22 protein-coding genes and 1 other RNA gene are annotated in these 21,888 nt (G+C 46.2%); 16 read left to right on the top strand and 7 right to left on the bottom strand.

Translation table 11 applies throughout. The annotated features are described in order from the left end of the window. Positions 1–76: 76 nt before the first annotated feature. On the bottom strand, positions 77–481 hold the full coding sequence (locus KNO99_RS12120; RefSeq protein WP_214748965.1) for a hypothetical protein: 405 nt from the start codon (positions 479–481) through the stop codon (positions 77–79). Between the two features lie 120 nt (positions 482–601). Here KNO99_RS12120 and rnpB point away from each other — a divergent pair. From rnpB to KNO99_RS12160, 8 genes are all read left to right on the top strand, one after another. Next, positions 602–969, top strand: an RNA gene (rnpB, locus tag KNO99_RS12125) — RNase P RNA component class B. A gap of 125 nt (positions 970–1,094) precedes the next feature. Continuing rightward, complete coding sequence (locus tag KNO99_RS12130) at positions 1,095–2,261, top strand: THUMP domain-containing class I SAM-dependent RNA methyltransferase (RefSeq protein ID WP_214748968.1); 1,167 nt, start codon at positions 1,095–1,097, stop codon at positions 2,259–2,261. A 115-nt stretch (positions 2,262–2,376) separates the two neighbouring features. Then, complete coding sequence (locus KNO99_RS12135) at positions 2,377–2,559, top strand: hypothetical protein (protein ID WP_074034388.1); 183 nt, start codon at positions 2,377–2,379, stop codon at positions 2,557–2,559. 51 nt (positions 2,560–2,610) lie between these two features. After that, the gene (locus KNO99_RS12140) at positions 2,611–3,513 is read left to right on the top strand and encodes a Gfo/Idh/MocA family protein (RefSeq protein ID WP_214748971.1); all 903 of its coding nucleotides are present in this window, start codon (positions 2,611–2,613) and stop codon (positions 3,511–3,513) included. A gap of 59 nt (positions 3,514–3,572) precedes the next feature. Then, the gene (locus KNO99_RS12145; protein ID WP_214748974.1) at positions 3,573–4,991 is read left to right on the top strand and encodes an alanine/glycine:cation symporter family protein; all 1,419 of its coding nucleotides are present in this window, start codon (positions 3,573–3,575) and stop codon (positions 4,989–4,991) included. A 96-nt stretch (positions 4,992–5,087) separates the two neighbouring features. Further along, the gene (locus KNO99_RS12150) at positions 5,088–5,915 is read left to right on the top strand and encodes a YihY/virulence factor BrkB family protein (protein ID WP_251131053.1); all 828 of its coding nucleotides are present in this window, start codon (positions 5,088–5,090) and stop codon (positions 5,913–5,915) included. A gap of 79 nt (positions 5,916–5,994) precedes the next feature. Then, a complete protein-coding gene (locus tag KNO99_RS12155; RefSeq protein ID WP_214692517.1) occupies positions 5,995–6,549 on the top strand; it encodes a hypothetical protein in 555 nt (184 codons plus the stop codon). A 15-nt stretch (positions 6,550–6,564) separates the two neighbouring features. Then, positions 6,565–6,870 (top strand): hypothetical protein, encoded by a 306-nt coding sequence (locus tag KNO99_RS12160; RefSeq protein ID WP_251131054.1) that lies wholly within the window; start codon positions 6,565–6,567, stop codon positions 6,868–6,870. 51 nt (positions 6,871–6,921) lie between these two features. Here KNO99_RS12160 and putP read toward each other — a convergent pair whose 3' ends face one another. Then, the gene (putP, locus tag KNO99_RS12165) at positions 6,922–8,403 is read right to left on the bottom strand and encodes a sodium/proline symporter PutP (RefSeq protein ID WP_214748977.1); all 1,482 of its coding nucleotides are present in this window, start codon (positions 8,401–8,403) and stop codon (positions 6,922–6,924) included. Between the two features lie 337 nt (positions 8,404–8,740). After that, the gene (locus KNO99_RS12170) at positions 8,741–9,712 is read right to left on the bottom strand and encodes a D-alanyl-D-alanine carboxypeptidase family protein (protein ID WP_214748979.1); all 972 of its coding nucleotides are present in this window, start codon (positions 9,710–9,712) and stop codon (positions 8,741–8,743) included. 193 nt (positions 9,713–9,905) lie between these two features. Here KNO99_RS12170 and KNO99_RS12175 point away from each other — a divergent pair, with 193 nt between their 5' ends. The 5 genes from KNO99_RS12175 to KNO99_RS12195 all read left to right on the top strand — a co-directional run bounded on the left by KNO99_RS12175 (position 9,906) and on the right by KNO99_RS12195 (position 15,327). Then, complete coding sequence (locus KNO99_RS12175; protein WP_214748982.1) at positions 9,906–11,438, top strand: FAD-dependent oxidoreductase; 1,533 nt, start codon at positions 9,906–9,908, stop codon at positions 11,436–11,438. A 74-nt stretch (positions 11,439–11,512) separates the two neighbouring features. Next, complete coding sequence (locus tag KNO99_RS12180) at positions 11,513–12,985, top strand: carboxypeptidase M32 (protein ID WP_214748985.1); 1,473 nt, start codon at positions 11,513–11,515, stop codon at positions 12,983–12,985. Then, entirely contained in the window at positions 12,982–13,689 is a 708-nt protein-coding gene (locus KNO99_RS12185) for a glycerophosphodiester phosphodiesterase (RefSeq protein WP_214748988.1), read from the top strand. The genes KNO99_RS12180 and KNO99_RS12185 overlap by 4 nt, the downstream gene beginning before the upstream one ends. A 248-nt stretch (positions 13,690–13,937) precedes the next feature. After that, on the top strand, positions 13,938–14,735 hold the full coding sequence (locus tag KNO99_RS12190; RefSeq protein WP_214748991.1) for a DUF4397 domain-containing protein: 798 nt from the start codon (positions 13,938–13,940) through the stop codon (positions 14,733–14,735). Positions 14,736–14,769: 34 nt separating this feature from the next. After that, a complete protein-coding gene (locus KNO99_RS12195) occupies positions 14,770–15,327 on the top strand; it encodes a class F sortase (RefSeq protein ID WP_251131055.1) in 558 nt (185 codons plus the stop codon). A gap of 93 nt (positions 15,328–15,420) precedes the next feature. Here the strand turns inward: KNO99_RS12195 and KNO99_RS12200 are convergent, their stop codons facing one another. Together KNO99_RS12200 and KNO99_RS12205 are read right to left on the bottom strand one after the other, a co-directional pair. Continuing rightward, positions 15,421–15,858: a MarR family winged helix-turn-helix transcriptional regulator gene (locus KNO99_RS12200; protein WP_214748994.1), complete on the bottom strand. Its 438-nt coding sequence runs from the start codon at positions 15,856–15,858 to the stop codon at positions 15,421–15,423. 88 nt (positions 15,859–15,946) lie between these two features. Then, entirely contained in the window at positions 15,947–17,005 is a 1,059-nt protein-coding gene (locus KNO99_RS12205) for a GTP pyrophosphokinase (RefSeq protein WP_371743094.1), read from the bottom strand. 84 nt (positions 17,006–17,089) lie between these two features. Between KNO99_RS12205 and KNO99_RS12210 the strand changes: the two genes are divergently transcribed. Both KNO99_RS12210 and KNO99_RS12215 read left to right on the top strand, forming a co-directional pair. Then, the gene (locus tag KNO99_RS12210) at positions 17,090–17,308 is read left to right on the top strand and encodes a hypothetical protein (protein WP_214748996.1); all 219 of its coding nucleotides are present in this window, start codon (positions 17,090–17,092) and stop codon (positions 17,306–17,308) included. Positions 17,309–17,396: 88 nt separating this feature from the next. Next, positions 17,397–17,717 carry a YflT domain-containing protein gene (locus tag KNO99_RS12215; protein ID WP_214692491.1) on the top strand — a complete coding sequence of 107 codons (321 nt, stop codon included), beginning with the start codon at positions 17,397–17,399 and terminating at the stop codon, positions 17,715–17,717. A gap of 28 nt (positions 17,718–17,745) precedes the next feature. Here KNO99_RS12215 and KNO99_RS12220 read toward each other — a convergent pair whose 3' ends face one another. After that, complete coding sequence (locus tag KNO99_RS12220) at positions 17,746–18,786, bottom strand: SDR family oxidoreductase (protein WP_214748998.1); 1,041 nt, start codon at positions 18,784–18,786, stop codon at positions 17,746–17,748. 189 nt (positions 18,787–18,975) lie between these two features. Between KNO99_RS12220 and KNO99_RS12225 the strand changes: the two genes are divergently transcribed. Then, positions 18,976–20,271 carry a glutamine synthetase family protein gene (locus KNO99_RS12225; protein WP_214748999.1) on the top strand — a complete coding sequence of 432 codons (1,296 nt, stop codon included), beginning with the start codon at positions 18,976–18,978 and terminating at the stop codon, positions 20,269–20,271. Positions 20,272–20,313: 42 nt separating this feature from the next. Here KNO99_RS12225 and KNO99_RS12230 read toward each other — a convergent pair whose 3' ends face one another. Continuing rightward, on the bottom strand, positions 20,314–21,807 hold the full coding sequence (locus KNO99_RS12230) for a peptide MFS transporter (protein ID WP_214749002.1): 1,494 nt from the start codon (positions 21,805–21,807) through the stop codon (positions 20,314–20,316). Between the last annotated feature and the right edge of the window lie 81 nt (positions 21,808–21,888).

Genomic DNA, 21,888 nt, shown 5'->3' on the forward strand with positions numbered 1-21,888 from the left:
TTTATGTAAAATAAAGGTGAAAGAGGAAGTTTGTCAATTCTTCCTCTTTCACCTTTTAATTTTAGAGTGAAAAATTCTAATTGATGGTGATGGCTTCTCCACACCAACGGATACTCGCTTCTAATACATTTCCTTGGTCGTCAATATGCTCAAAACTGAGTTTACCATCGCGGATGATTTCGCATAATCCGACACGAACCCGATCACTCCAAGCGCGACGCGTTTCATGGGTTTCGTCGAACACCGGAATCGCGTCAGGGAAACGCTCTTCTAAGTGTGCTAAATTATGATGGTCAAAATGATAAGATCGTTTCGAGAGTTCGTTCGGTGCTTTAATATCGAACGGTTCAAACCCTCGGACGAGACGATTATTTCGGTAGAAGGCGAACACGCCGTTGTTCGGGTGGAGCACTTTAATGTCATCGATTTCTATTACATAAGTCAGACGTTGAATCCAACCGTTTTTTGCATCTTGATGCATCAAAATCCCTCCTTATTCAATGAACACGCCTTATTTTAGCGCTGACTGAACGTAAAATCAAGTTTCGAATTTCAGTTGTCAATCGTTGAAATTTCCGCTACAATGGTTGAAGTGACTATGAGGTCTGGACAATCGCGGGACGCAAGTTTTGAGGAAAGTCCATGCTCGCACAGCCTGTGATGGCTGTAGTGATCGTGCTACACGAAAAGATAAGTGTAGGCAACGCAAGTTGACGGCAGAAGAAACACCTAAGTCCTCGGATATGGTGTACGCTTCTTGAAAGTGCCACAGTGACGAAGTCTGATTGGAAACGTTCAGAGTGGAACGAGGTAAACCCCACGAGCGAGAAACCCAAACTATGGTAGGGGAACTTCCGAACCGGAACCGAACGGGACGGAGGGCGCCGATGTGCGCAGATAGATGATTGTCACTCCATCGTGCCAGGGAGACCGCTATGAGCACCGGAGTACAGAACATGGCTTACAGGACAACATAGTCTCAACTAACAACGACAAGGAGTTCAAGCACATATACTTGAGCTCCTTTTTTCATGATTTTTTTACAATTTACAACATGAATGAAAGATTTTAATGTAGAAAGAAGGCGATTGCAGATGGCAAAACGTAAACTGATTGCGACAGCAGCGATGGGAATCGAGGCGCTCGTTGCAAAAGAAGTAAGAGACTTAGGATACACATGTGAAGTCGAGAATGGTCGAGTTTACATCGATGCGGAGATGGAAGACATTCCACGATTAAATATGTGGTTGCGTACGGCAGACCGTGTCAAACTCGTCGTGGCGGAGTTCAAGGCGACTACGTTCACAGAACTATTCGACGGGGTTGTAGCATTGCCGTGGACAGATCTCATGCCGTGGGACGCTGCGTTCACGGTTGACGGTCGCTCGGTCAAATCGAAACTGTTCTCAATCCGGGACTGTCAAAAAATCACGGAGAAGGCAATCGTCGAAGCGATGCAACGTGGCTATCATAAGGGAGGGGAATGGTTGCCGAAGTCAGGTGCGAAATTCCCGATTGAAGTCGCTTTATTAAAAGATGTAGCGACAATCACAATCGATACGTCAGGACCGCTCCACCGTCGAGGCTACCGTGAGTTGCATTCACAGGCACCACTTAAAGAAACGATGGCGGCTGCAATGATTCAATTGACGAACTGGCGCCCAGATATGCCGTTTTATGACGTCTTCACAGGTTCAGGGACACTCGCAATCGAGGCGGCGATGATTGGACGGAACATCGCGCCGGGTATCAATCGCGAATACTTCGCTCAGGACTGGTCATGTATCCCGAAAAAAGCGTGGTATGCTGCCATGAACGAAGCGAACGAGAAAGCGGAGTGGGATAAACCGCTCAAAATCTATGGAATCGACCTCGACCCGCGTATGGTGAAACTTGCGAAAGACAACGCGGAACTCGCCGATGTCCGTGATGCAATCACGTTCGTCCATAGTGATGCGGCCGCATTGAAACCGAAAGAAGAGTACGGTGTCATCATTGGTAACCCGCCTTACGGGGAACGACTTCAGTCAGAAGAAGAAATCATCGACTTGTACGAGCGCATCGGCGCACAATATGCGAAGTATCCTGGATACAGCGTCTACATGCTGACGAGTTATGAGGACTTCGAAAAAGCATACGGTCGCCCGGCGACGAAGCGTCGGAAGTTGTACAACGGTAACATCGAAACTCAATATTATCAGTACTTTGGAAAACGTCGTCCACGACCAGATCGTGGCGCGTCACCAAAATCGGAGTCATAAACGAATGACCGTTCTAGCGAGCGGTCATTTTTGCTTCCGATGAACAAACTCACTTGTTTCATCATTCGATGAACAGGTTATACATAACATATGTATAATTAGAGGGGGACATGTGATGCAAAAGTATACCGTTGAATATCAATTACACGCGAAAGAACAGAACACTCGGACGGTCGAGGTGGAGATGGACCGGGTGCCAGATTTGAATAATCAAGAAGAACTAAATGCGGCTTACCAGATTGTATCCGACGCGATTCGTGAACCGATCACCAGTTTTGAGATTGTATCTATTACATGAGCCCGAGGCAGTCGCTTCGGGCTTTCTACATATTATTGGAGGAGTGAGTAGATGAAGATATTAGTAGTAGGCATAGGTGACGTGGCCAAAAAAGCGTATCTGCCTGTATACGCTGGATTAAAAAACGTGAACGTGTATCTTGTCTCAAGGGATGAACAGAAGTTACAGGACATCATATCGACCTATCGTTTTGAAAAAGGATATACGGACCTTCAAGACGTACCGATGACACAAATCGATGCGGTCATGATTCATTCGACGACAGCTGTCCATTACGAGCAAGCCGAATATTGTTTACGGAAAGGGAAGCATGTCTTCATTGATAAGCCAATCACATTTAAGCTAGAAGAGACGGAGCGACTCGTTGCACTTGCGAAAGAGAAGGGTGTTCATCTCGTCACGGGCTTCAATCGCCGATTTGCTACGGCGACAGAAGCGCTTAAACAAGTCGAACAAAAGAACATGATACTTATCCAAAAGAACAGGACGTATAAACCGGCGACACTTCGAGAATTTATCATCGAGGACTTTGTGCACGTCGTCGATACGCTTCGTTATTTGACGGACCTTCAAACTGTCGAACGCTTGTCTGTCACGCCGCGATATGAAGGAGATGTGTTGAAGCAGGTGATGATTCATTTTCAGGCGGGTGGAATTGAAGCAATCGGCTGGATGAACCGGGATAATGGATGCACGGAAGAAGTGATGGAAGTCATGTCTCCATCTGTGAAGCGTGTCACGCGGGACGTCGAACGAGTCATAGACTATGGCGTCGACGGAGTAAAAGAGTGGCCGCTTGATCCATGGGAGTCGAATTTAAAGCGTCGGGGCTTTATCGACTTGATTGATGATTTTATCAAACTGTTAAATGGGGAAGCGAACAAGTCAGTCCTAGCTGAGGATAGTTTAGAGACACATCGTTTATGTGAAGAGATTCTTAAAAACGTGCAATGAACCCGCTGTTTCTGTCAGATTCATAGCGGGTAAAAACCCGATAAAAGGAGGCGATTTCGTTGGATATCCGTGAACTTATTATGCAAATCAATGACTATTTATGGTCGTACCTTCTCATCTTCGTGTTGATTGCAGGAGGTCTTTATTTTACGATTCGGATGGGGTTCGTCCAGTTCCGAATGCTACCTGAGATGTTCAAACTATTATTTGTCAAAGGACTCAAACACGAGAAAGGTCAAGTTTCTTCATTCCAAGCGTTCGCAATTGGTACCGCAGCACGTGTCGGTACAGGAAATATTGCCGGTGTATCGACGGCGATTGCATTAGGTGGTCCTGGGGCCGTGTTCTGGATGTGGCTCATCGCCTTGATTGGAGCGGCCTCGGCATTTGTTGAGAGCACGCTTGCCCAAGTGTATAAAGTGCATGATGGCAAGGCTTGGCGTGGGGGACCGGCCTACTACATCGAACGGGCGCTCGGAGAACGGTGGCTCGGCATCGTGTTTGCGATCTTAATTACGTTTGCGTTCGGTTTTGCATTCAATTCGGTACAAGCCAACACCATTGCACTCTCCGTGAACAATGTGTTTGAGGTTGACACGGTATGGGTCGGCTTGATTCTGTCAGTCGTCACCGCCATCGTCATTTTCGGTGGAATTCGTTCTATTTCAACACTATCCGGAATCATCGTACCGGTCATGGCAGGAGGCTACATCTTGCTGGCCATATGGGTCGTCTTGACGAATCTTGATGTCGTGCCACAAGTCTTCTCGGCCATCTTCTCTGAAGGTGTACTCGGTTTCCAACAATTGTTCGGTGGTGCGGTCGGTGCGGCTGTCCTTCAAGGAATTCGACGTGGGCTATTCTCGAACGAGGCGGGGATGGGTTCCGCACCGAATGCGGCAGCTACGGCTGAAGTCAGTCACCCTGTCAAACAAGGATTGATCCAATCGCTCAGCGTCTTTGTGGACACGTTGTTCATTTGTACAGCGACGGCGATGATCGTCTTAATTTCGGGTGTTGAAGGGTCCGAGTCGTTCCAAGGGATTGAACTTGCGCAAGAGGCACTTCTCGTCGAGATTGGACCGATTGCGACGACGCTCATGACCATCGCCATCTTACTGTTCGCCTTCAGTTCCATTTTGGCGAACTACTATTATGGTGAAACGAATATTGAGTTCATCTCGGAAAAGAAACGCTATCTCATCATCTATCGGATTGCAGTCATCGGTATGGTCATGTTTGGTTCAGTACGGTCGGCAGGACTTGTCTGGTCCATCGCTGACATTTTTATGGGACTCATGGCGCTCGTCAACATGTATGCGATCTTCCGCTTGAGTAAAGTCGCGAAGACGTTACTCGATGACTACATGGCCCAGAAGAAAGAAGGGCGAGACCCAGAATTCTTTAAAGAAGGCGTCGATCTTCCCGGAAAAGAACACATCGAGGCGTGGGAAGCGAAAAAAGAAGAAATCAGTTAACCGATATGAGAGTGCTTCCGTTACCGGAAGCCTCTCCTTCATTTCAACAATAATATTTCAAATACCGTATTTATATTATATTAAGGAAAGTAGAGAATGAAGATGAAACAAGTTTTATCGACAGTCGTCAAGCGTTTTTTTACAGAACGCTTCTTTGACCAAGCTGCCATGTTGGCCTATTACTTCATATTATCCACGTTCCCGTTCTTATTATTCGTATTAGGGATTGTCGGGTTTTTACCATTTACGAGCGGTGATGTGATACAAGCGTTATCACTCATTATGCCTGAAGCGAGCTATCGGCTGTTAGAAGGGAATATCGAAGCGATTTTCGATAACTCTAAATTGAAATTGGCATCATTCAGTATCTTACCCGCACTTTGGATTTCATCGATTGCTGTGCAGTCGTTGGTCCGGGCATTAAACGATGCTTATCGGGCGGTCCGAAATAAGGCTTTTTGGAGAGGTGTCTTGCAAGACATCGCAATCACATTGGCACTCATGTTTGTACTCCCGTTCTCATTACTCGTACCGGTGATCGAAACCGCGTTACGTGAAGTGTCTTCATATATCTTGTTCATCGATGAGATCGTCACAACCTATGCCCAAATATGGTTTTACTTTAGATGGATTGTAGGGACTGGTTTACTCTTTACCGTATTTATCTTCGTTTATAAGTGGTTACCGAGTGTGTCAGGTACATTCAAGAATAGTTGGACTGGGGCGGCATTTGCGACTGTAGGAATCCTCATCGTTTCAAACGTGTTCAGCTACTATTCCCAGTTCGCGAACTATGAACAGTTTTACGGTCAACTTGGAGCGTTCATCGTCTTGTTGATTTGGTTTTATCTTGCTGCTTCTGTGATTTTACTAGGAGGACTCTTAAACGCAACTTTAATCGAGAGGAAAGAAAAACTTCGTTAGACGTGTAAATGCTAGTTATCATTTAAAAGAATAGGGAATGGTAACGTAAGGTCACATCATCTAAGCGGAGGTGGGAAACATGGATATGCAACGGCTCGTACACAATCGTCGTTTCATCGATCAATCATTGTTTTACCTCGCCTTACATCTGTGGAAATGGATCCTCCTATTACCTGTCTTATTCTATTTGGATGTATCGTTTCGTCATTCGCCATTCTCTGAGTTTCTAATTGTGAGTATCATATTGTATCTCATGTTTCGCGTGATACAATATGTCATCGCTAGTCGTGCTTCTTTCATGGAATTGGTTGAGTTTGGCTATTCAGTTTTGTCACTCGTTCTCGTCTTCACATTCTTGATGGAAATTGGAGCTCCACCTATCGCCATCGCGATCGTTGGGGCAGCATATTTGAGTCATCCGATGCTCGCGCTACATCATTATCAAAATTTCTCAGAACGCAAATGGCTCAATAAACAATTTCAATTGTTTAGCCCGATGTTACGCCAAGGAGAAGTACCCGTTCACGTCCTCGTATTGACGGAAGATGAAATTGTGATTACTGTAGAGAGTGGAAAAGAGTTTACGTACCGTCATATTTATTGGGGCGGTTTTTATGTAGAAAATGCTTCTTAAAAGGTGGTTACTCAGTTGTTTAGTGGATTCGACAATATCATTGTCATTGTGTTCTGGATTGCGACATTCATTGCGTTCTTCAAAGGTGCATATGACATGTGGCGTGAATATCGATCAACGAAGGAAAAGTCGGTTCTGTATTACTTGATTGTCCTGATTATTACGTGGTTCTGGTTCAATCCATATGAGCTAGTCGCACTTCATCCGTTCGTTTTGATGGCGTACTATTGGAATCGGAGCAAATGGATGCGTAATGCGATGCTCGTATTGGTGCTCGTACCGTTTGTGATTCGTGTCTGGTTAATCGCAGCATCGATGTAATACAAAAACTCGGTCCCTCTGAAGGGAACCGAGTTTTTAAATTGGTCTGAATTATTCTTTTTTCGCAGCTGCCAATTCAGCTTCCATTTCACCGAATTCACGGTTGATACGTTTCTGTTCTTTCTGGCTTGTAAAGTTACTGACAAGCACGATTGCCAACATACTTAAGAAGAAACCAGGAACCATTTCGTAAAGGACAGTTGAGAGTCCAGTCACGATCCAAAGGATAACCGTGATGGCACCTACAAGAATACCAGCGAGGGCACCTTGGCGTGTCATCTTGTTCCAGTAGAGTGATAACAGGATTGCTGGTCCGAATGCAGAACCGAAACCGGCCCAAGCATAACCAACGAGTGTCAAGATTGTACTAGACGGGTTGAGTGACATAAGTGTCGCTACAAATCCGACGAGCAAGACACCGATGCGTCCAGCACGTACCATTGTTTTTTCACTTGCTTCTTTGTTGAAGAACTTACGATAGAAGTCTTCTGTCAAAGCAGATGACGTAACGAGCAACTGTGACGACACGGTAGACATGACGGCTGCAAGAATTGCGGCTAACAAGAAGCCAGTGATAAACGGGTGGAACAAGACTTCAGAGAATCGAATGAAGACTGTTTCCGGGTCACCAAGTGGATTTCCTTGTCCGCGGAAATAAGCGATTCCGACAAACCCTGTCATGACGGCACCAATGATTGAAACGGTCATCCAACTCATTCCGATTCGGCGAGCCGTTTTCAATGATTTCACATCACGAATCGCCATAAAGCGAACGATGATGTGTGGCTGACCAAAGTAACCAAGTCCCCATGCAAGAAGACCGATAATCCCTAGTGTCGACGTCCCTTTGAATACATCAAACAAATTAGCGTTAATTGTCGTTGCAGAGTTGACAGCAGTGTCTACTCCACCAATATCTGTTAAAGCGACAAGTGGTACAAGTACGAGTGCCAAGAACATGATGACACCTTGTGCGAAGTCTGTCCAACTAACTGCCGTGAACCCACCAAAGAGGGTATACAAGATCACGACACTGATTGTAACGATCACACCTGTCTGATAGTTTAATCCGAATGAGCTTTCAAACAACTTCCCGCCAGATACAAGTCCGGCTGACGTGTAGAACGTGAAGAAGATGATGATGACGGATGCAGATAGGATCCGTAGCCAGTTCGAGTGATCTCGGAACCGATTCTCTAAGAAGTCTGGAATCGTAATCGAATCGTTCGCCATCTCTGTGAAGACGCGAAGTCGTGGAGCAACTAACAAGTAGTTCAAGTAAGCTCCGATGACCAATCCAACGGCTAACCAAATTGCTGATAGTCCAGTTGCATACATTGCACCCGGTAGTCCCATTAACATCCAACCACTCATATCCGAAGCTCCGGCTGACATGGCTGTAACTCCTGGCCCCATTTTACGGCCACCTAACATATAATCTGATGAATCGGTCGTTCGTTTATACGCAACGTATCCGATAAGAAGCATCATCACGAGATAAAGCGCGATCGATACCCATTCTTGCCATAGCATTGAATTACCTCCTATTAAGTTAAGAAAATCTATTTTATCAAACTCGTTCGCGATTGTGTGAACACATCACACAGTCAATAACAAAAGTTGAAAAGGCGAACTTGTGTCTTACCTTACCGAACGATTTAAATGATTGCAAACTGTCACCTTTTCAGAAAAATGGCTCTAAAGCCCATCATATCAACGGATGAGAGTGAAAATAAGGCGCTAAAAAGTTTAAATATTCTGAATATTTGAAATGTTGAGGACTTCTTTCTGTAACATCCCTGTAACATTAAGCGATGATTTTTCTGAAAAAAACGAAAAAGAGCATGGATTTACATGCCCTTTTCTTACGTTATTTAAAAGCCTTCTCTTCGACCAGACGCATCGTCGGGAAAGTTTGCCCGGATTTTGCCTGCATCGTGACCAAGATATACGTTTCGTTTTGATATTTCATGATAAACACCATCGTATAGCCCGACTCATCGGTATACCCCGTTTTCGTAGCGGTCACATACTTTGAGTAGTGGATACTTCTCTCATTGACGGATGAGCCGAGGTGATACCACCAGCGTCGTTTGCCATTTCCGTCTTTGTCATTGAATTCCGCTTTAAATTCATATGTACCAGCAATCTCAACGAGTTCAGGATATGTACTAAATGCGTATGCGATTTTTGCCATATCGTTCGCCGTCGTGTAGTGATTTGGATCAGAATAACCGTGAGCATTCACAAAGTGGGTACCTGTCAATCCAAGAACTTTTGCCCGTTCATTCATCAATTGAACGAATGCTTCTGTCGAACCGCTCGTATACTCTGCCAGGCTGTTTGCGGCATCATTCCCTGATTCAAGAAGCGTGGCGTATAGCGCCTGGCGTACCGTTAATGTATCACCAATCTCAAGATGCGCGATGTGGCTATCCCAAGGGATGTCGAGTGTTGAGGTCTGGATCGAAATGAGCGGCTGGTCGAGTTCGTTTGCCGCCGATGCTTTCTCGTAAGCGAGTAAAGCCGTCATCAGTTTTGTCGTGCTGGCTGGGAAGACACGGTCGTCAGCATTTTTATCAATCAAGATTTCCTGTTTGTCCACATTTACGAAAGTCATGGCACCGACTGGAATGTCCTCGTTATGGAGTAACATCGTTTCACTTGGGTGCCAAGTTCCCATCTTGATGTCGGGGAACACGGGACCTTGCTTCATCGGTTCGACTTTGGGAGCCGCAGTTTCAGCGGGTGTTGGTGCTTCTTTATCCTGCTTAAATCCGACCAATGTCGGGATCAGTGCGACGATTCCGAGCAACACGACCGCTGCAACCATTCTTCGCATGATGTACGTTCTTCTTCGGTGTCTCCTTCTACGGGTCAAAACAAGTCCCTCCTTTATCGTTACTCTATAAAGATAATAGAAAACGCATATTTATTGCGCCGATAAAATAAAGAACTAGGTCAATGATTGATGATGAAACGATGGTGTATCGGGTATAGACGTAAGAATGCCATTTTTGAGAGGGGAATATGCCATGCAACGTTATCCGTTCACGAACTCCATCTGGCGACAACATGACGCAGGAACACTGTATCCGCCACTAACCGCTTCGGAATCTTCTGATGTCGTCGTCATCGGAGCCGGTATCGCCGGGCTAGTCTGCGCCTATGAACTCCAAAAGCGTGGAAAACAAGTTACGCTCCTAGAAGCGCTAGAGATTGGTCACGGCACCACGGGACACACGACGGCGAAGTGTTCTGTCCAACACGGAGCGATTTATCAGAAGCTGATTCGACATTTCGATGAGACGACTGCCCGACTCTACTACGAATTTAACGCGGAGGCACTCGTTTATCTCCAAAAACAAATCGATGAAGGATTTAAATGTGACTATTCGATAGAAGACTCGTTTTTATATTCAACGGATCCGAGTGAAGAACTGTCCAGAGAACTGGATGCTTATCGTCGGTTGAAACTTGATGGAGGAGAGGCGACGGAGGAAGTCAGAAACACGCTTCCCTTCTCAATTAATCAAGCGCTAGTCATTCGAAAGCAAGCACAGTTCCACCCAGTCAAGTATTTACGTGAATTGGCAGATCGATTCGTCCGGCTGGGTGGAAGGATTTATGAACAGACGAGGGCGCTAGATGTGAGTCAAGGTCCACGCCCGATTGTCACGACTGCTACAGGAAGAAGGGTTCAGGCCAATCAGGTCGTGATTGCGACCCATTATCCATTCAATGACCTACGAGGTTTATACGTGTCAAAATTTTCAGTAGAGCGGTCCTATATCGTCGCTTGTGAAACGGATACAGCTCCGCTGAAAGGGATGTATTTAAGTGTTGACCGAATCAGTCGATCGTATCGGTCATATGTGGTTGATGGAAAAACGTATTTATTGATCGGCGGAGAAGGACATACAGCAGGACAGGTGACGGACACACGAAGTCGTTATGATCATCTTGAGCGCGATGGCCAACATCACTTTGAAACGAATCGGGCGTCGTATCGCTGGTCCTCTCAAGATCTCATCACGTTGGACTCGCTTCCCTATGTCGGGCAAATGTTCAAACGGGAACCAGACATCTTACTAGCTACAGGATTTCTAAAATGGGGGATGACTAATGGGATTGCAGCGGGGAATTTACTCGCAGATCAACTTACCGGTCAGCCGAATCGATTTTCGGAGTTGGTGTCTCCACTTCGGAAAATCGTCAAACCAACTGATGTCAGATCATTTGTTAAAACCAATCTCGATACGGCGACACAATTCGCAAAAGGGACCGTGGAACGCGTACTCGAACGCAGGGACGTGGAGGACCTTCAACTAGATGAAGGTGGAGTCGTGCAAGTGGACCATCAGACAAAAGGAGTATATCGAGATTTAGACAACCATTGTCACGTAGTCAATTTGACATGCACCCATCTCGGTTGCACGGTGAAATGGAACAATGCGGAACGGACATGGGACTGTCCCTGTCATGGGTCTCGTTTTGATGCTAAAGGAGCCGTCCTAGAAGGTCCTGCGACAAAACCACTTCCCTACAAGATGCGAGAAGATTTGTAAACTAGTATAGGCAAAGGTTGACAGCTATAATAAAGTAGAAAGAGAACAGAACAACACATAGGGGTGAATGACAGATGGAACTAACAAAAGAATGGCGTGAACATTTTAAGCAATTGCGTGCGTTCGATGAAGCAATCTCTCTCTTATATTGGGATATGCGTACTCAGATGCCGGAACAGTCGGCACCGCTCCGTGCGGAAACAATCGGATATTTGTCGACCGAGGCGTTCAAACGACAAACGAGTGAGTCGTTCGCTTCTTTACTAGGACGCATGTCTGAAGAAGGTGGATTGTCTGAAGTCGAATCGCGTTCGCTTGAAATCGCAAAAACGCAATATGACCGAAACGCAAAGATTCCTCATGATGAGTATCAAGCGTACGTGACGCTCGTATCTGAAGCGGAAACGGCTTGGGAGAAAGCAAAGAATCAAAACGATTGGGACATGTTTGCTCCATATTTGAAAAAGATCATCGGATTCCAACAAAAATTTGCGGAATATTTCGGCTATGAGAAACATCCATACGATGCCCTGCTTTATGATTATGAACCGGGGATGACAGTTGAATTGTTAGATCAGCTGTTTGCTTCTCTCCGAGATGAACTGGTGCCGCTCATTCAACAGCTTCCAAAAGAATCACTTTCACTAGATTGGTCGATGCCGGCAGACATCCAAGAAAAGATTTGTCATGACTGGATGAATGTCGTTGCATACGATTTGTCCCGTGGTCGTCTCGACGCGACGGTGCACCCGTTTGAGATCACGATCAACCGTCGCGACGTACGAATCACGACGAAATATGATGAGGTGGATTTCCGTAATGCCTTGTTCGGAACGATGCACGAGGCAGGGCACGCGACGTATGAACAACAAATCGACCCAATGCTTGACGAGCTCGGGCTAGGCGGTGGCGCATCGATGGGAATCCATGAATCGCAGTCGCTCTTCTTTGAAAACTTTATCGGTCGGAGTGAAACGTTCTTGCGTCGCGTCTATCCGAAACTTCAAGAGCTCTACCCGGTATATGGTGACATCGATTTTGATACGTTCTATCGTGGAGTAAACGAGGCAAAACCTTCACTTATCCGAATCGAAGCGGATGAACTGACGTATAGCCTTCACATCATCATCCGCTATGAACTCGAGAAAGCACTCATTCAAGGAACGTTATCCGTCGACGAGCTTCCGGCCGCGTGGAATGAGAAGTATAAAGAGTATCTCGGACTCGATGTTCCAACAAACGCTAAAGGCGTACTTCAAGATGTACATTGGGCTGGTGGTTCGTTCGGATATTTCCCAAGTTATGCGCTCGGCCTCATTTATGCAGCTCAGTTGACGGAGGCGTTGAAAGTAGACCTACCTCAATTTGAGACACTAATTCAAGATGGTGAGATTGAGCCAGTCAAAACATGGCTCCAAGAAAACGTCCATCAATATGGAAAACGTCTGACACCAAATGAACTCATCCAAAAAGTGACGGGTCAAGAAATCTCGGTTCAACCTCTCGTTCGCTATTTGACGGACAAGTATCAGACTGTGTCCAAATGAAACGATTTGCGCACCGTGGTGTGATGGCACTACAACCGGAGAATACGATGTCGGCATTCAGACTCGCGCTGGATGCGGGGGCAGATGGAATCGAAACAGATGTTCACTTGACCAAAGATGGTGAGCTCGTTCTCATTCATGACGAGACACTGGAACGTACGACGGACGGGAGCGGTTTGGTGTCTTCATACACGCTCGACGAACTGAGAAGGTTTAACGCCGGAGTTCGATCTTCTCAACAAGAGGTCATCCCGACCCTGCAAGAACTTCTCGAACTTGTGAGAGGTGAATCGATTCGATTAAATCTTGAAGTGAAGACGGATGTGCTACGATACGTTGGAATCGAATCCCGGTTGCTCGACACTATCGAGTCGTCGGGCATCAACCCGTCTCGTATCCTCTTCTCTTCATTCAATCACGAGACAGTTCACCGATTGAAAAAGATGAGACCGGACATCGAGGCGGCCATTTTACTCGCGCAGCCACTATATGACACCGTTGAATATCTGGAATCGGTTGGTGCCGATTCAGTTCATCCGCATATCGATCGCATCACGGATGAAGAGGTTCGTTTGTTGCAACGACATGGTGTGCCCGTCAGACCCTATACGATCAAGACAGATGCACAACTCGAGCGCTGCCAGGCGTTACAAGTCGACGCCATTTTCGTCAATGATATCGAATGGGCAAGTAAAACCCTTTAGTCGCAGACTAAAGGGTTTTACTTTGTCGAGATTGGGAATCACCAATAATGTAAAGGTTGCGCTTTCATGCACTAGCATATTGGAGCACATTCAGGACATAGTGTCCCCTTTACGTCACTGTCGGATTGTCTTAAGTTTAAGATGTCACCGAGCTACATAGCAATCAGATGTAGCACACCATGTAGCACTGCATCACACTTGTTGTATGCAAGTCGTAGGTTACCGTAGACAAAAGGAGGAAATTTCACATGAAGAAGTTGATGTCTTTACTGGGTACACTAGCACTGGCCTTCGCTTTCATCCTACCGGTTAGCGCCGATGGACATGAAAATGCGATGGTCCGTGTGCTACATGCTTCACCTGATGCACCGGCAGTTGACGTGTATGTGGATGGGGAAGTCGCGGTCGAGGGAGCAGAGTTCAAGGATCTCACTGACTACTTGACACTTCCTGCAGGGGATTACAACGTTGAGATCAAGCCAGCAGGTGATGCAGAAACAGTCGTCGTCGCAACAGACCTTTCAATCGAAGCAGGCAAATTCTACACAGCTGCTGCGATCGGTCAACTTGAAAACATCGAAATCGCTGCAATGGAAGATGATGCGAACTTCGAAGACGGTAAATCAAAAGTCCGCGTCGCACACTTTGCACCGGATGCGCCTGCAGTAGATGTCGCACCTAAAGGTGGAGACCCACTCTTCTCGAACCTCGAGTTCAAAGCGGTGAGTGATTATGGCACACTTGATGCTGGTACGTACGACCTTGAAGTTCGTCCAGCAGGAGCGACTGATGTCGTGAAAGCACTTGACGGTGTCGCACTCGAAGGTGGTAAGAACTATACAGCATTCGCAATCGGACTCCTTGAAGGAGAACCAGCGTTTGAAGTACTCCTTGCCGCTGATGGTGGAGAAATGGCAATGGCCCCTGAAACAGGACAAGGTGGCCTCGCTCAAACAGCATCAATGAACTGGTTGCTCGCAGCAGCAGTAGTTGGAGCAGCAGCGGCTGGATTCTACGTCTTTCGTCGTCAGAAGCAAGACGCTTAAACTGATTTTTCTAGGTACCATCACTTTTCTAGTGATGGGTGCTCAAGCAGAAGCACCAGACAAACCATTTGTCATGCCGACGGCCGAATTCGCTGAACCACTCGTATTGACCTCTAAACAGGTCGACAGACAATCGTTTCATTCGAAAAGTTTCATCCCGAAACGACTCGTCATTCCATCAATTGATGTCGATGCATCGATTGAAGCGGTCGGGAAAGATGAGGCTGGTCGAATGGATACACCGTCTAAAGTGGATCAAGTCGGTTGGTATCAGTATGGTGCGAAAGCAGGGGCGACTGGAAATGTTGTCTTGTCGGGTCATCTTGATGACTTGAACGGTCCCGCCATCTTTGCAAACCTTGGTCAACTTCCGCTAGGAGAACTGGTGACGCTCCGTGCGGAAGGTCAAGTCGCAACGTATGAAGTCGTCAGTGTGAAGCAATATCGCCTTGATCAAGTCCCGCTTGCATCAATCTTTGCGGCGACTCAGGCGAAACGGATTCAACTGATTACATGTGCAGGGCCATACGATGAAAATCTTGGGTATCGTGACCGAATTGTTGTCACGGCACACCTGATTGAAACGAACTAACAGCAAGGAGATGCAAACACACGTTTTGCATCTCCTTTTTCATGTCTCATAAAAAATAGACCCCAACCATTATGGCTGAGGTCTGTTCATGGCTTAAGCATCCATGCGGTCTAATAATTTTGAAAGTAAAATGAGTTCTTCATCAGAGAAATCAGTAAATACATCCATCAAGTATTCGATTTTCATGCTCTCTAACATCTCGAATAACTCGCGACCTTCGTCTGTCGCTTGAAGTTCGACGACACGGCGGTCTCGTTCGCTGCGTTCACGAGAGATTAATCCTTTTTTCGTCAACTCATCAGCGAGTGCTGTGATCATCGAAGCTGAAAATTGAAACTCATTCGACAAAGCAGAGGCGATTTGAGGACTCTGTTGACAAAGAGAACGTAGAATGAAGAATTCATTACGAGTCAAATATTGTGAGAACATCGAACGGAGATTTTTTTTCACTCCGCGATAGTTCATCCGGATCCCACGTTCAGCATCAGCGACGAGCTGACGACGTGAAGCAGTTGGTACAGGTGTTGTCATCCTCGAAACTACCTCCTAGTGATAATATTATTCATATATACTTCAGAACATAGAAACATTCTACATTAAAAACATGTTGTCTGTAAAGTTATAAAGGCTCCTCATTCTTACGAATTTGTTGAATGATGTCCTCGTAATGTTTCAAGTCTGGATAGAATCGTCTAAAGAAGAATTCAATCTGCGGATCATCACCTTCTGCCAATAGTTTGGCCAGGACGGCATAGACGACACCCATCCCTTGTCTCGGCAGAAGGGAAGAAGGCAGTAAGGTCGCACATTGAATGGCTTGCGTATAATAAGTTGAAAGCGTGTCGTTCAAGTCTTTGAACGTTCGGATGTCTGCATAATGAAACATTCGAGTCAATTCGACGATTGCTGAGAGATCAGTCTCGAGCAACCATTCGCTTTGGAAGATGGCTTGATCCAATTTTTCAACGGTCTGGTCGTTGGCAATGTAATAGTTTAAATTGTCCCGAGTAATCGCCACTTTTTCAGGAGAATCGAGAATTTGTTCAACTGTTTCTTGTTCGAATGTCCGAAGTTGTTTACGGATGTTCACAAACTCAGAATCAGCAATCTCGAGAAGCCCGGCGACACGACTGAAACTACGTTTGATTTCAGGTGGAACAGCATTCGGGTTTTTGTAACCGAGGTCATGCTCAATTTCAGCCCAAGCATGTTGTAGAATCGAGCGGACTTGAATTTCCGCTTCCTTTTCGGCAAAACGTCGATATTCCCCGAGAGCAAGTCTTTTCTCGCTTAGTTCCACGACATAGTGGACAGATAAATAACCGAACTCATTGGAATCAAGGAGTGTAGATTTATCAATCGACTGTTCGCGGTCGATGGTGAACTCATCTTCTAATATTTGCGCAACAGTCCGTACATCATCATGGAAGTAAGTAACGATCCGAATCCCGGCGAGGTCTTGGACGTCGCGTAACGAACGGTATTGGTATGGTTTACGGGATAGTTTGGCATAGAGACTATCCGCTTCTTTCGCACGGGCGACAATCGAATGAAACTGGATCCCGGCTTCCGTTAACAATTCACTGAGGAGCGCTTTCAGTTTTGTGGCAAACGCTTCATAATCTTCTTTTTCATTCAAGTATTCTAGCATGATTGTATTTAGATCTTGTTTAGGCACGTCACTCACTCCTTTTCGCTGTCTTTAGTATATCATCTCCATTACGAAACGATATGGTAGCATATATACAGAGGGGGAATGAACATGAACCATACATTTCGGTCATCCGAGAGAGAGAAACTAGAGATCATCGCTGGTCTATTGCAACAGGCAGATTATCGGATATCCCGTATCCGAGAAGATGGGAATCAATTCGTTGTGACCGCGCGACTATTGGGTCGGGCTACCAAAGAAGGGGAACGCGAGCGTATCAAGGGAATCGTGCAGCATTTTGATGTGGAAGAATGGACGTTTCATGACTAAACGATGACGATTTATGTTTATCACCTCATTTTTCGGGAATAACAAAAACAGTGAATTACACGACTGTGAACGTTTAGGAGGATGGGGCATGTTAGAGACAAGGGTAGTAAATGATATGACAACGGTAGACCATGAAGTGAACGAAATGGTCTCAGGAGGGTGTGTGAACGAACACATCTATTTGTTTGCTAAAGACGAAGAACTAACGATTCGACTGGCAGCGGAAGCCGGTGTCCAACCGTACCGTATCCCTGAGAAGGGAATGTTTGAGTCGTTGCTCTCGAAATTTACGAGCAACTCAGAAGATCGCATGGAACAGATGGAAAGCCTCGGTCTTACGAAAGAGATGGTCGACTCACTCGAGCGCGAAATCAAAGATGGAAAAATCGTATTAGTCTGTGATAAATGACAATGGACCGGAAGCCCGGTCCATTTTTTTAGTGTTTTGTTTGATAATAGGCATTCACGATCCGTCGCAACGACTGCTGGTCGAGGCGCAGTGGAGAGAATCCCGCATCTTTCAACAATTGTTTTGTGTTTTCGTCATGGAAGGTGATGTTTCGATTCAAATATGGATTGAATACTTTCACCATGTCGTTAAATGACTGTTCGACAGAGCTGAGTGTAGACGACGGCGTCTCCGTGATCGTCAAATGCGGGAAAGAGAGCGACTCTTTCATATAGTCGAGCATCATCTCATTGCGTGGTGGCGTATCATTTGTGACATTGTAAATCGTGCCCGCTTTCGCATGCTCGATAGCGGCCAGAAGTACATCCGCGACATAATCGACCGGTACAAGATTTGAGGTACCCGTCGCCGATCCGATTAAACGGATGGATTCAAAGTCATGACCGCGGCGCTCCAATTTCCGTTTGAACAGCTCGAGTGCGCGCATATAGCCATACATCGTGAATTTTGAATCCGCTTCTCCGGTCTTCGAGTCACCAACGATAATGGCTGGACGGAAGATGGAAACGTCGAGTTCATCCCGTGATTGCCAGACCGCCTGTTCGGCGTGCGCCTTGCTCTCTTCGTAAGGATTTAGAAACGATTGAGACACATCATATAACGTCTCGCCACCGACTTCTTTTGCCCCGAGTGTATAGGCGGTACTTACATGGAAAAACCGAGGAACGTCAATCAACTTGGCCAATCGAAGAGCTTCTTTCGTCCCCGTTACATTTGTTTCAAACAATTCATCGCGTAACTCTTCATCAAATTTGACGAGTGCTGCCATGTGTAGGAATAAATCGATTTTTCCTTTATGTGAATCGATAAATTGTTCATTAGCACCGAGTGCGTGTGCCGTCAAATCGCCAGGCAACACATCGATTGATTTTCTTTCTTCCACCGTGAACTGAGCATTTACTTTTTCCGGTGTTCGGGCGAGCATGCAAAGCCGATGCCCCCGTTCAATCAACTCTTTGGCGAGTCGACCTCCTAAAAATCCAGTTCCACCAGTCATAAAAATATACAATCGCGTTCTCCCTCTCTGTGACATTCTGCATCCATCATATCAAGTCTTACGTCATGTAGCCACTTTACGTCTTTCAAAATTTCATGTTTAGAAAAAAACGAAGTCGGTTATGAACTATAGAGAAGCGTACGAAAGGTGCGTAACGACAGCTTGCCTGTCAAATCCATTGAAGTGAGGTTTTTAAGAATCATGGCAAATCTATTCGGAACAGACAAGGATGACGTAGCAAAGAAGCAACAAGAAATTGAGAAAACGGTACAAGAGAAAAATATTACCCAAATCCATCTCTACTTTTCAGATGTACTCGGTGATTTGAAACTCTTGACGCTTTCGGCAAAATTGTTGCCAGAGGTTTTTGAAGGAAAAACAATGTTTGATGGCTCTTCAATCAACGGATTCTCTTCCATCAAAAACTCCGACTTATTCTTGAGACCGGATTTAGATCGTCCACGTTATGAGCAAGATGGTGATGAGAGTATTTTGGCGTTCTTCTGTGATGTTTGTACACCAGAGGGTGAGCGATATGAATACGACCCACGTAATGTGTTGAAGGATGCACTCGAGCGAGCTGCACGCGATGGCTACTCGGTTTTCGTCGGCGCAGAGCCTGAGTTCTTCATCTTTGATGAAAATGGAGAGTTTTATGATGAGGCCGGTTACTTCTCGACTCGTTCAGAAGACAAAGGTTACGAAGTACGTCAGCATATTGCAAACCGTTTGAGCAATGTCGGATTCAACATCGAAGCGGTCCACCATGAGGTCGCTCCGGCACAACATGAAATCGGAATCAAATATGACGATGCGCTCCATACGGCAGATAACATTCAGTTTTTCAAAGAAATTGTCAAGATCGCGGCGAAAGAAAAAGGGGCATCTGTCTCGTTCTTACCGAAGCCGTTGCGTGACGTGAACGGTTCTGGGATGCATTTGAACATCTCGGTATGGAAGAACGACGAAGCGGGCAAGGCGACAAACAATGCGTTTGACGAGGCTGACGCCGATTACGGCCTCTCTCAAACAGCTCGTCATTTCATCGAAGGGATTTTAAAGCATGCCCGTGCGACGGCCATCTTTACAAACCCGCTTCCTGAGTCGTATGAGCGTCTCGTTCCTGGATTCGAGGCACCGGTCAACATTTGCTGGAGTCCATCGAACCGTAGTTCGATGATTCGAATCCCCGCTTCTCGTGGAAGTGCGACTCGAGTAGAGGTCCGAAATCCTGACCCGAGTGCAAACCCATACTTGGCACTTGCTGCCCTCATCTACGCTGGTTTAGAAGGAATCGAGCAGAAGCTTGAACCGTCTAAGCCGAACGAGGACGACTTGTTCGAGTATTCAGCGAAACAAATCGAAAGTCAGGGAATCGCATCACTTCCTGCGACATTCCATGAATCGATTCAATCGCTGAAACAAGACAACTTCCATGATTACTTTAACCACAATATGATTGACCGCTACTTGTCACTCATTCAAGTACGCAAATAAAAAATGACGCCAGCCGATTCGAACGGCTGGCGTTTTTGATGATTAGTGGATTCCGCGCATATATACTTTGATTTTTGGTGCGAGTGCGAACAGAATCAAACTTAAGATGATGGCGACACCGCCGATGACTCCGAAATAGAGCATCTCATTTTCTGGTGAGTAGAACTTGACAAGCTGGGCGTTGATTCCTTGCGCCGCAGCGTTCGATAAGAACCAGAGTGACATCGTTTGAGCAGAGAACGCAGCGGGTGCAAGTTTAGTCGTAGCCGACAAACCGACCGGCGACAAGCTCAACTCGCCCAAGACGACGATGAAGTAACTCAAGACGAGCCAGAGTGGGTTGACGAGGGTATCCGGACCGCTGAAGTAAGCAGGGAGTAGGATGACCAAGAAACTGACCCCTGCAAACAAGATCCCGAAAGCGAATTTCGTCGGGATACTCGGCTCACGGTCACCAAGGCGAACCCACAACCAAGCGAATACCGGTGCGAGCAAAATGATAAAGAGCGGGTTCAACGACTGGAACCATGCTGGTGACAATGTAAATCCGAAGAATTCAAGGTCAGTCCGTGTATCGGCATAACTCGCAAGGATCGTTGCCCCTTGTTCTTGAATTGCCCAGAACATGACTGAGGCGATGAAGAGCGGGATGTAGGCGATGATGCGCGAACGCTCGACCTCTGTCGTTTTCGGACTACGATACATGATGATAAAGTAAATCGTCGGAATCGCAATCCCGAACACTCCAACGAGCGTGATGAACGTGTTGATCGTGAACCAACCGAGCGGGATCAAGATGGCAAGTAAGACAGCGATTCCGATTGTGACGAGACTGACGATTCGAATCGTTTTCTTCTTCTCGTCCGGAGACAACGGGTTCGGTACATATGAACCAGCAAGTCCAAGGTTCGTCTTACGTGTCAATACGAAGACAACGAGTCCGACGAACATCCCGATTGCTGCAAGGGCAAAGCCCCAATGGAAACCGTAGTCTTTTTGTACTTGTCCAACGATAAGAGGCGAAATGAATGCGCCCAAGTTGATACCCATGTAAAAGATACTGAATCCAGCGTCGCGACGGCGATCCGTTTCGCTATACATATCTCCGACAATGCTTGATACGTTCGGTTTCAATAGACCTGTACCAATGACAATCAATGCCATTGAGATGAATAAGAAGACGACGCTACCTGGAATCGAGAGGACGATGTGCCCGAGCATGATGAACACACCACCGTAGAAGACTGCGCGTGACGTCCCGAATACTCTGTCCGCAAGCCATCCCCCAATGACTCCTGACATATAAACGAGCGCACCATAGACGGACATGATGGAGAGCGCAACGTTGCGGTCGAGCCCGAGTCCACCTTCAGAAACCTCATAGTACATATAGAATACGAGGATAGCCCGCATGCCATAGTACGAGAAACGTTCCCAAAACTCTGTGAAGAATAGTGTGAACAACCCTTTCGGTTGTCCGAAGAAGCCTTTTTGTGGAACACTGTCCACGATTGTCTGTTTATCGATCCTTTCCATGAAAGATCCCTCCTTAACCGTTTTATCATAAAAAGGATTATTATGATTGTAAAGTGAATTGAATGATAATTTCAAATTTTA

Source organism: Exiguobacterium sp. s189, from assembly GCF_018617615.1.
Classification (GTDB): domain Bacteria; phylum Bacillota; class Bacilli; order Exiguobacteriales; family Exiguobacteriaceae; genus Exiguobacterium; species Exiguobacterium aestuarii_A.

Bases quoted from the DNA above. Each gene is read 5' to 3' on its own strand.
- KNO99_RS12120 (WP_214748965.1), bottom strand. From the start codon at position 481: ATGCATCAAGATGCAAAAAACGGTTGGATTCAACGTCTGACTTATGTA.
- KNO99_RS12130 (WP_214748968.1), top strand. From the start codon at position 1,095: ATGGCAAAACGTAAACTGATTGCGACAGCAGCGATGGGAATCGAGGCG.
- KNO99_RS12135 (WP_074034388.1), top strand. From the start codon at position 2,377: ATGCAAAAGTATACCGTTGAATATCAATTACACGCGAAAGAACAGAAC.
- KNO99_RS12140 (WP_214748971.1), top strand. From the start codon at position 2,611: ATGAAGATATTAGTAGTAGGCATAGGTGACGTGGCCAAAAAAGCGTAT.
- KNO99_RS12150 (WP_251131053.1), top strand. From the start codon at position 5,088: ATGAAGATGAAACAAGTTTTATCGACAGTCGTCAAGCGTTTTTTTACA.
- KNO99_RS12155 (WP_214692517.1), top strand. From the start codon at position 5,995: ATGGATATGCAACGGCTCGTACACAATCGTCGTTTCATCGATCAATCA.
- putP (WP_214748977.1), bottom strand. From the start codon at position 8,403: ATGCTATGGCAAGAATGGGTATCGATCGCGCTTTATCTCGTGATGATG.
- KNO99_RS12170 (WP_214748979.1), bottom strand. From the start codon at position 9,712: ATGCGAAGAATGGTTGCAGCGGTCGTGTTGCTCGGAATCGTCGCACTG.
- KNO99_RS12175 (WP_214748982.1), top strand. From the start codon at position 9,906: ATGCAACGTTATCCGTTCACGAACTCCATCTGGCGACAACATGACGCA.
- KNO99_RS12180 (WP_214748985.1), top strand. From the start codon at position 11,513: ATGGAACTAACAAAAGAATGGCGTGAACATTTTAAGCAATTGCGTGCG.
- KNO99_RS12185 (WP_214748988.1), top strand. From the start codon at position 12,982: ATGAAACGATTTGCGCACCGTGGTGTGATGGCACTACAACCGGAGAAT.
- KNO99_RS12190 (WP_214748991.1), top strand. From the start codon at position 13,938: ATGAAGAAGTTGATGTCTTTACTGGGTACACTAGCACTGGCCTTCGCT.
- KNO99_RS12195 (WP_251131055.1), top strand. From the start codon at position 14,770: ATGGGTGCTCAAGCAGAAGCACCAGACAAACCATTTGTCATGCCGACG.
- KNO99_RS12200 (WP_214748994.1), bottom strand. From the start codon at position 15,858: ATGACAACACCTGTACCAACTGCTTCACGTCGTCAGCTCGTCGCTGAT.
- KNO99_RS12210 (WP_214748996.1), top strand. From the start codon at position 17,090: ATGAACCATACATTTCGGTCATCCGAGAGAGAGAAACTAGAGATCATC.
- KNO99_RS12215 (WP_214692491.1), top strand. From the start codon at position 17,397: ATGTTAGAGACAAGGGTAGTAAATGATATGACAACGGTAGACCATGAA.
- KNO99_RS12225 (WP_214748999.1), top strand. From the start codon at position 18,976: ATGGCAAATCTATTCGGAACAGACAAGGATGACGTAGCAAAGAAGCAA.
- KNO99_RS12230 (WP_214749002.1), bottom strand. From the start codon at position 21,807: ATGGAAAGGATCGATAAACAGACAATCGTGGACAGTGTTCCACAAAAA.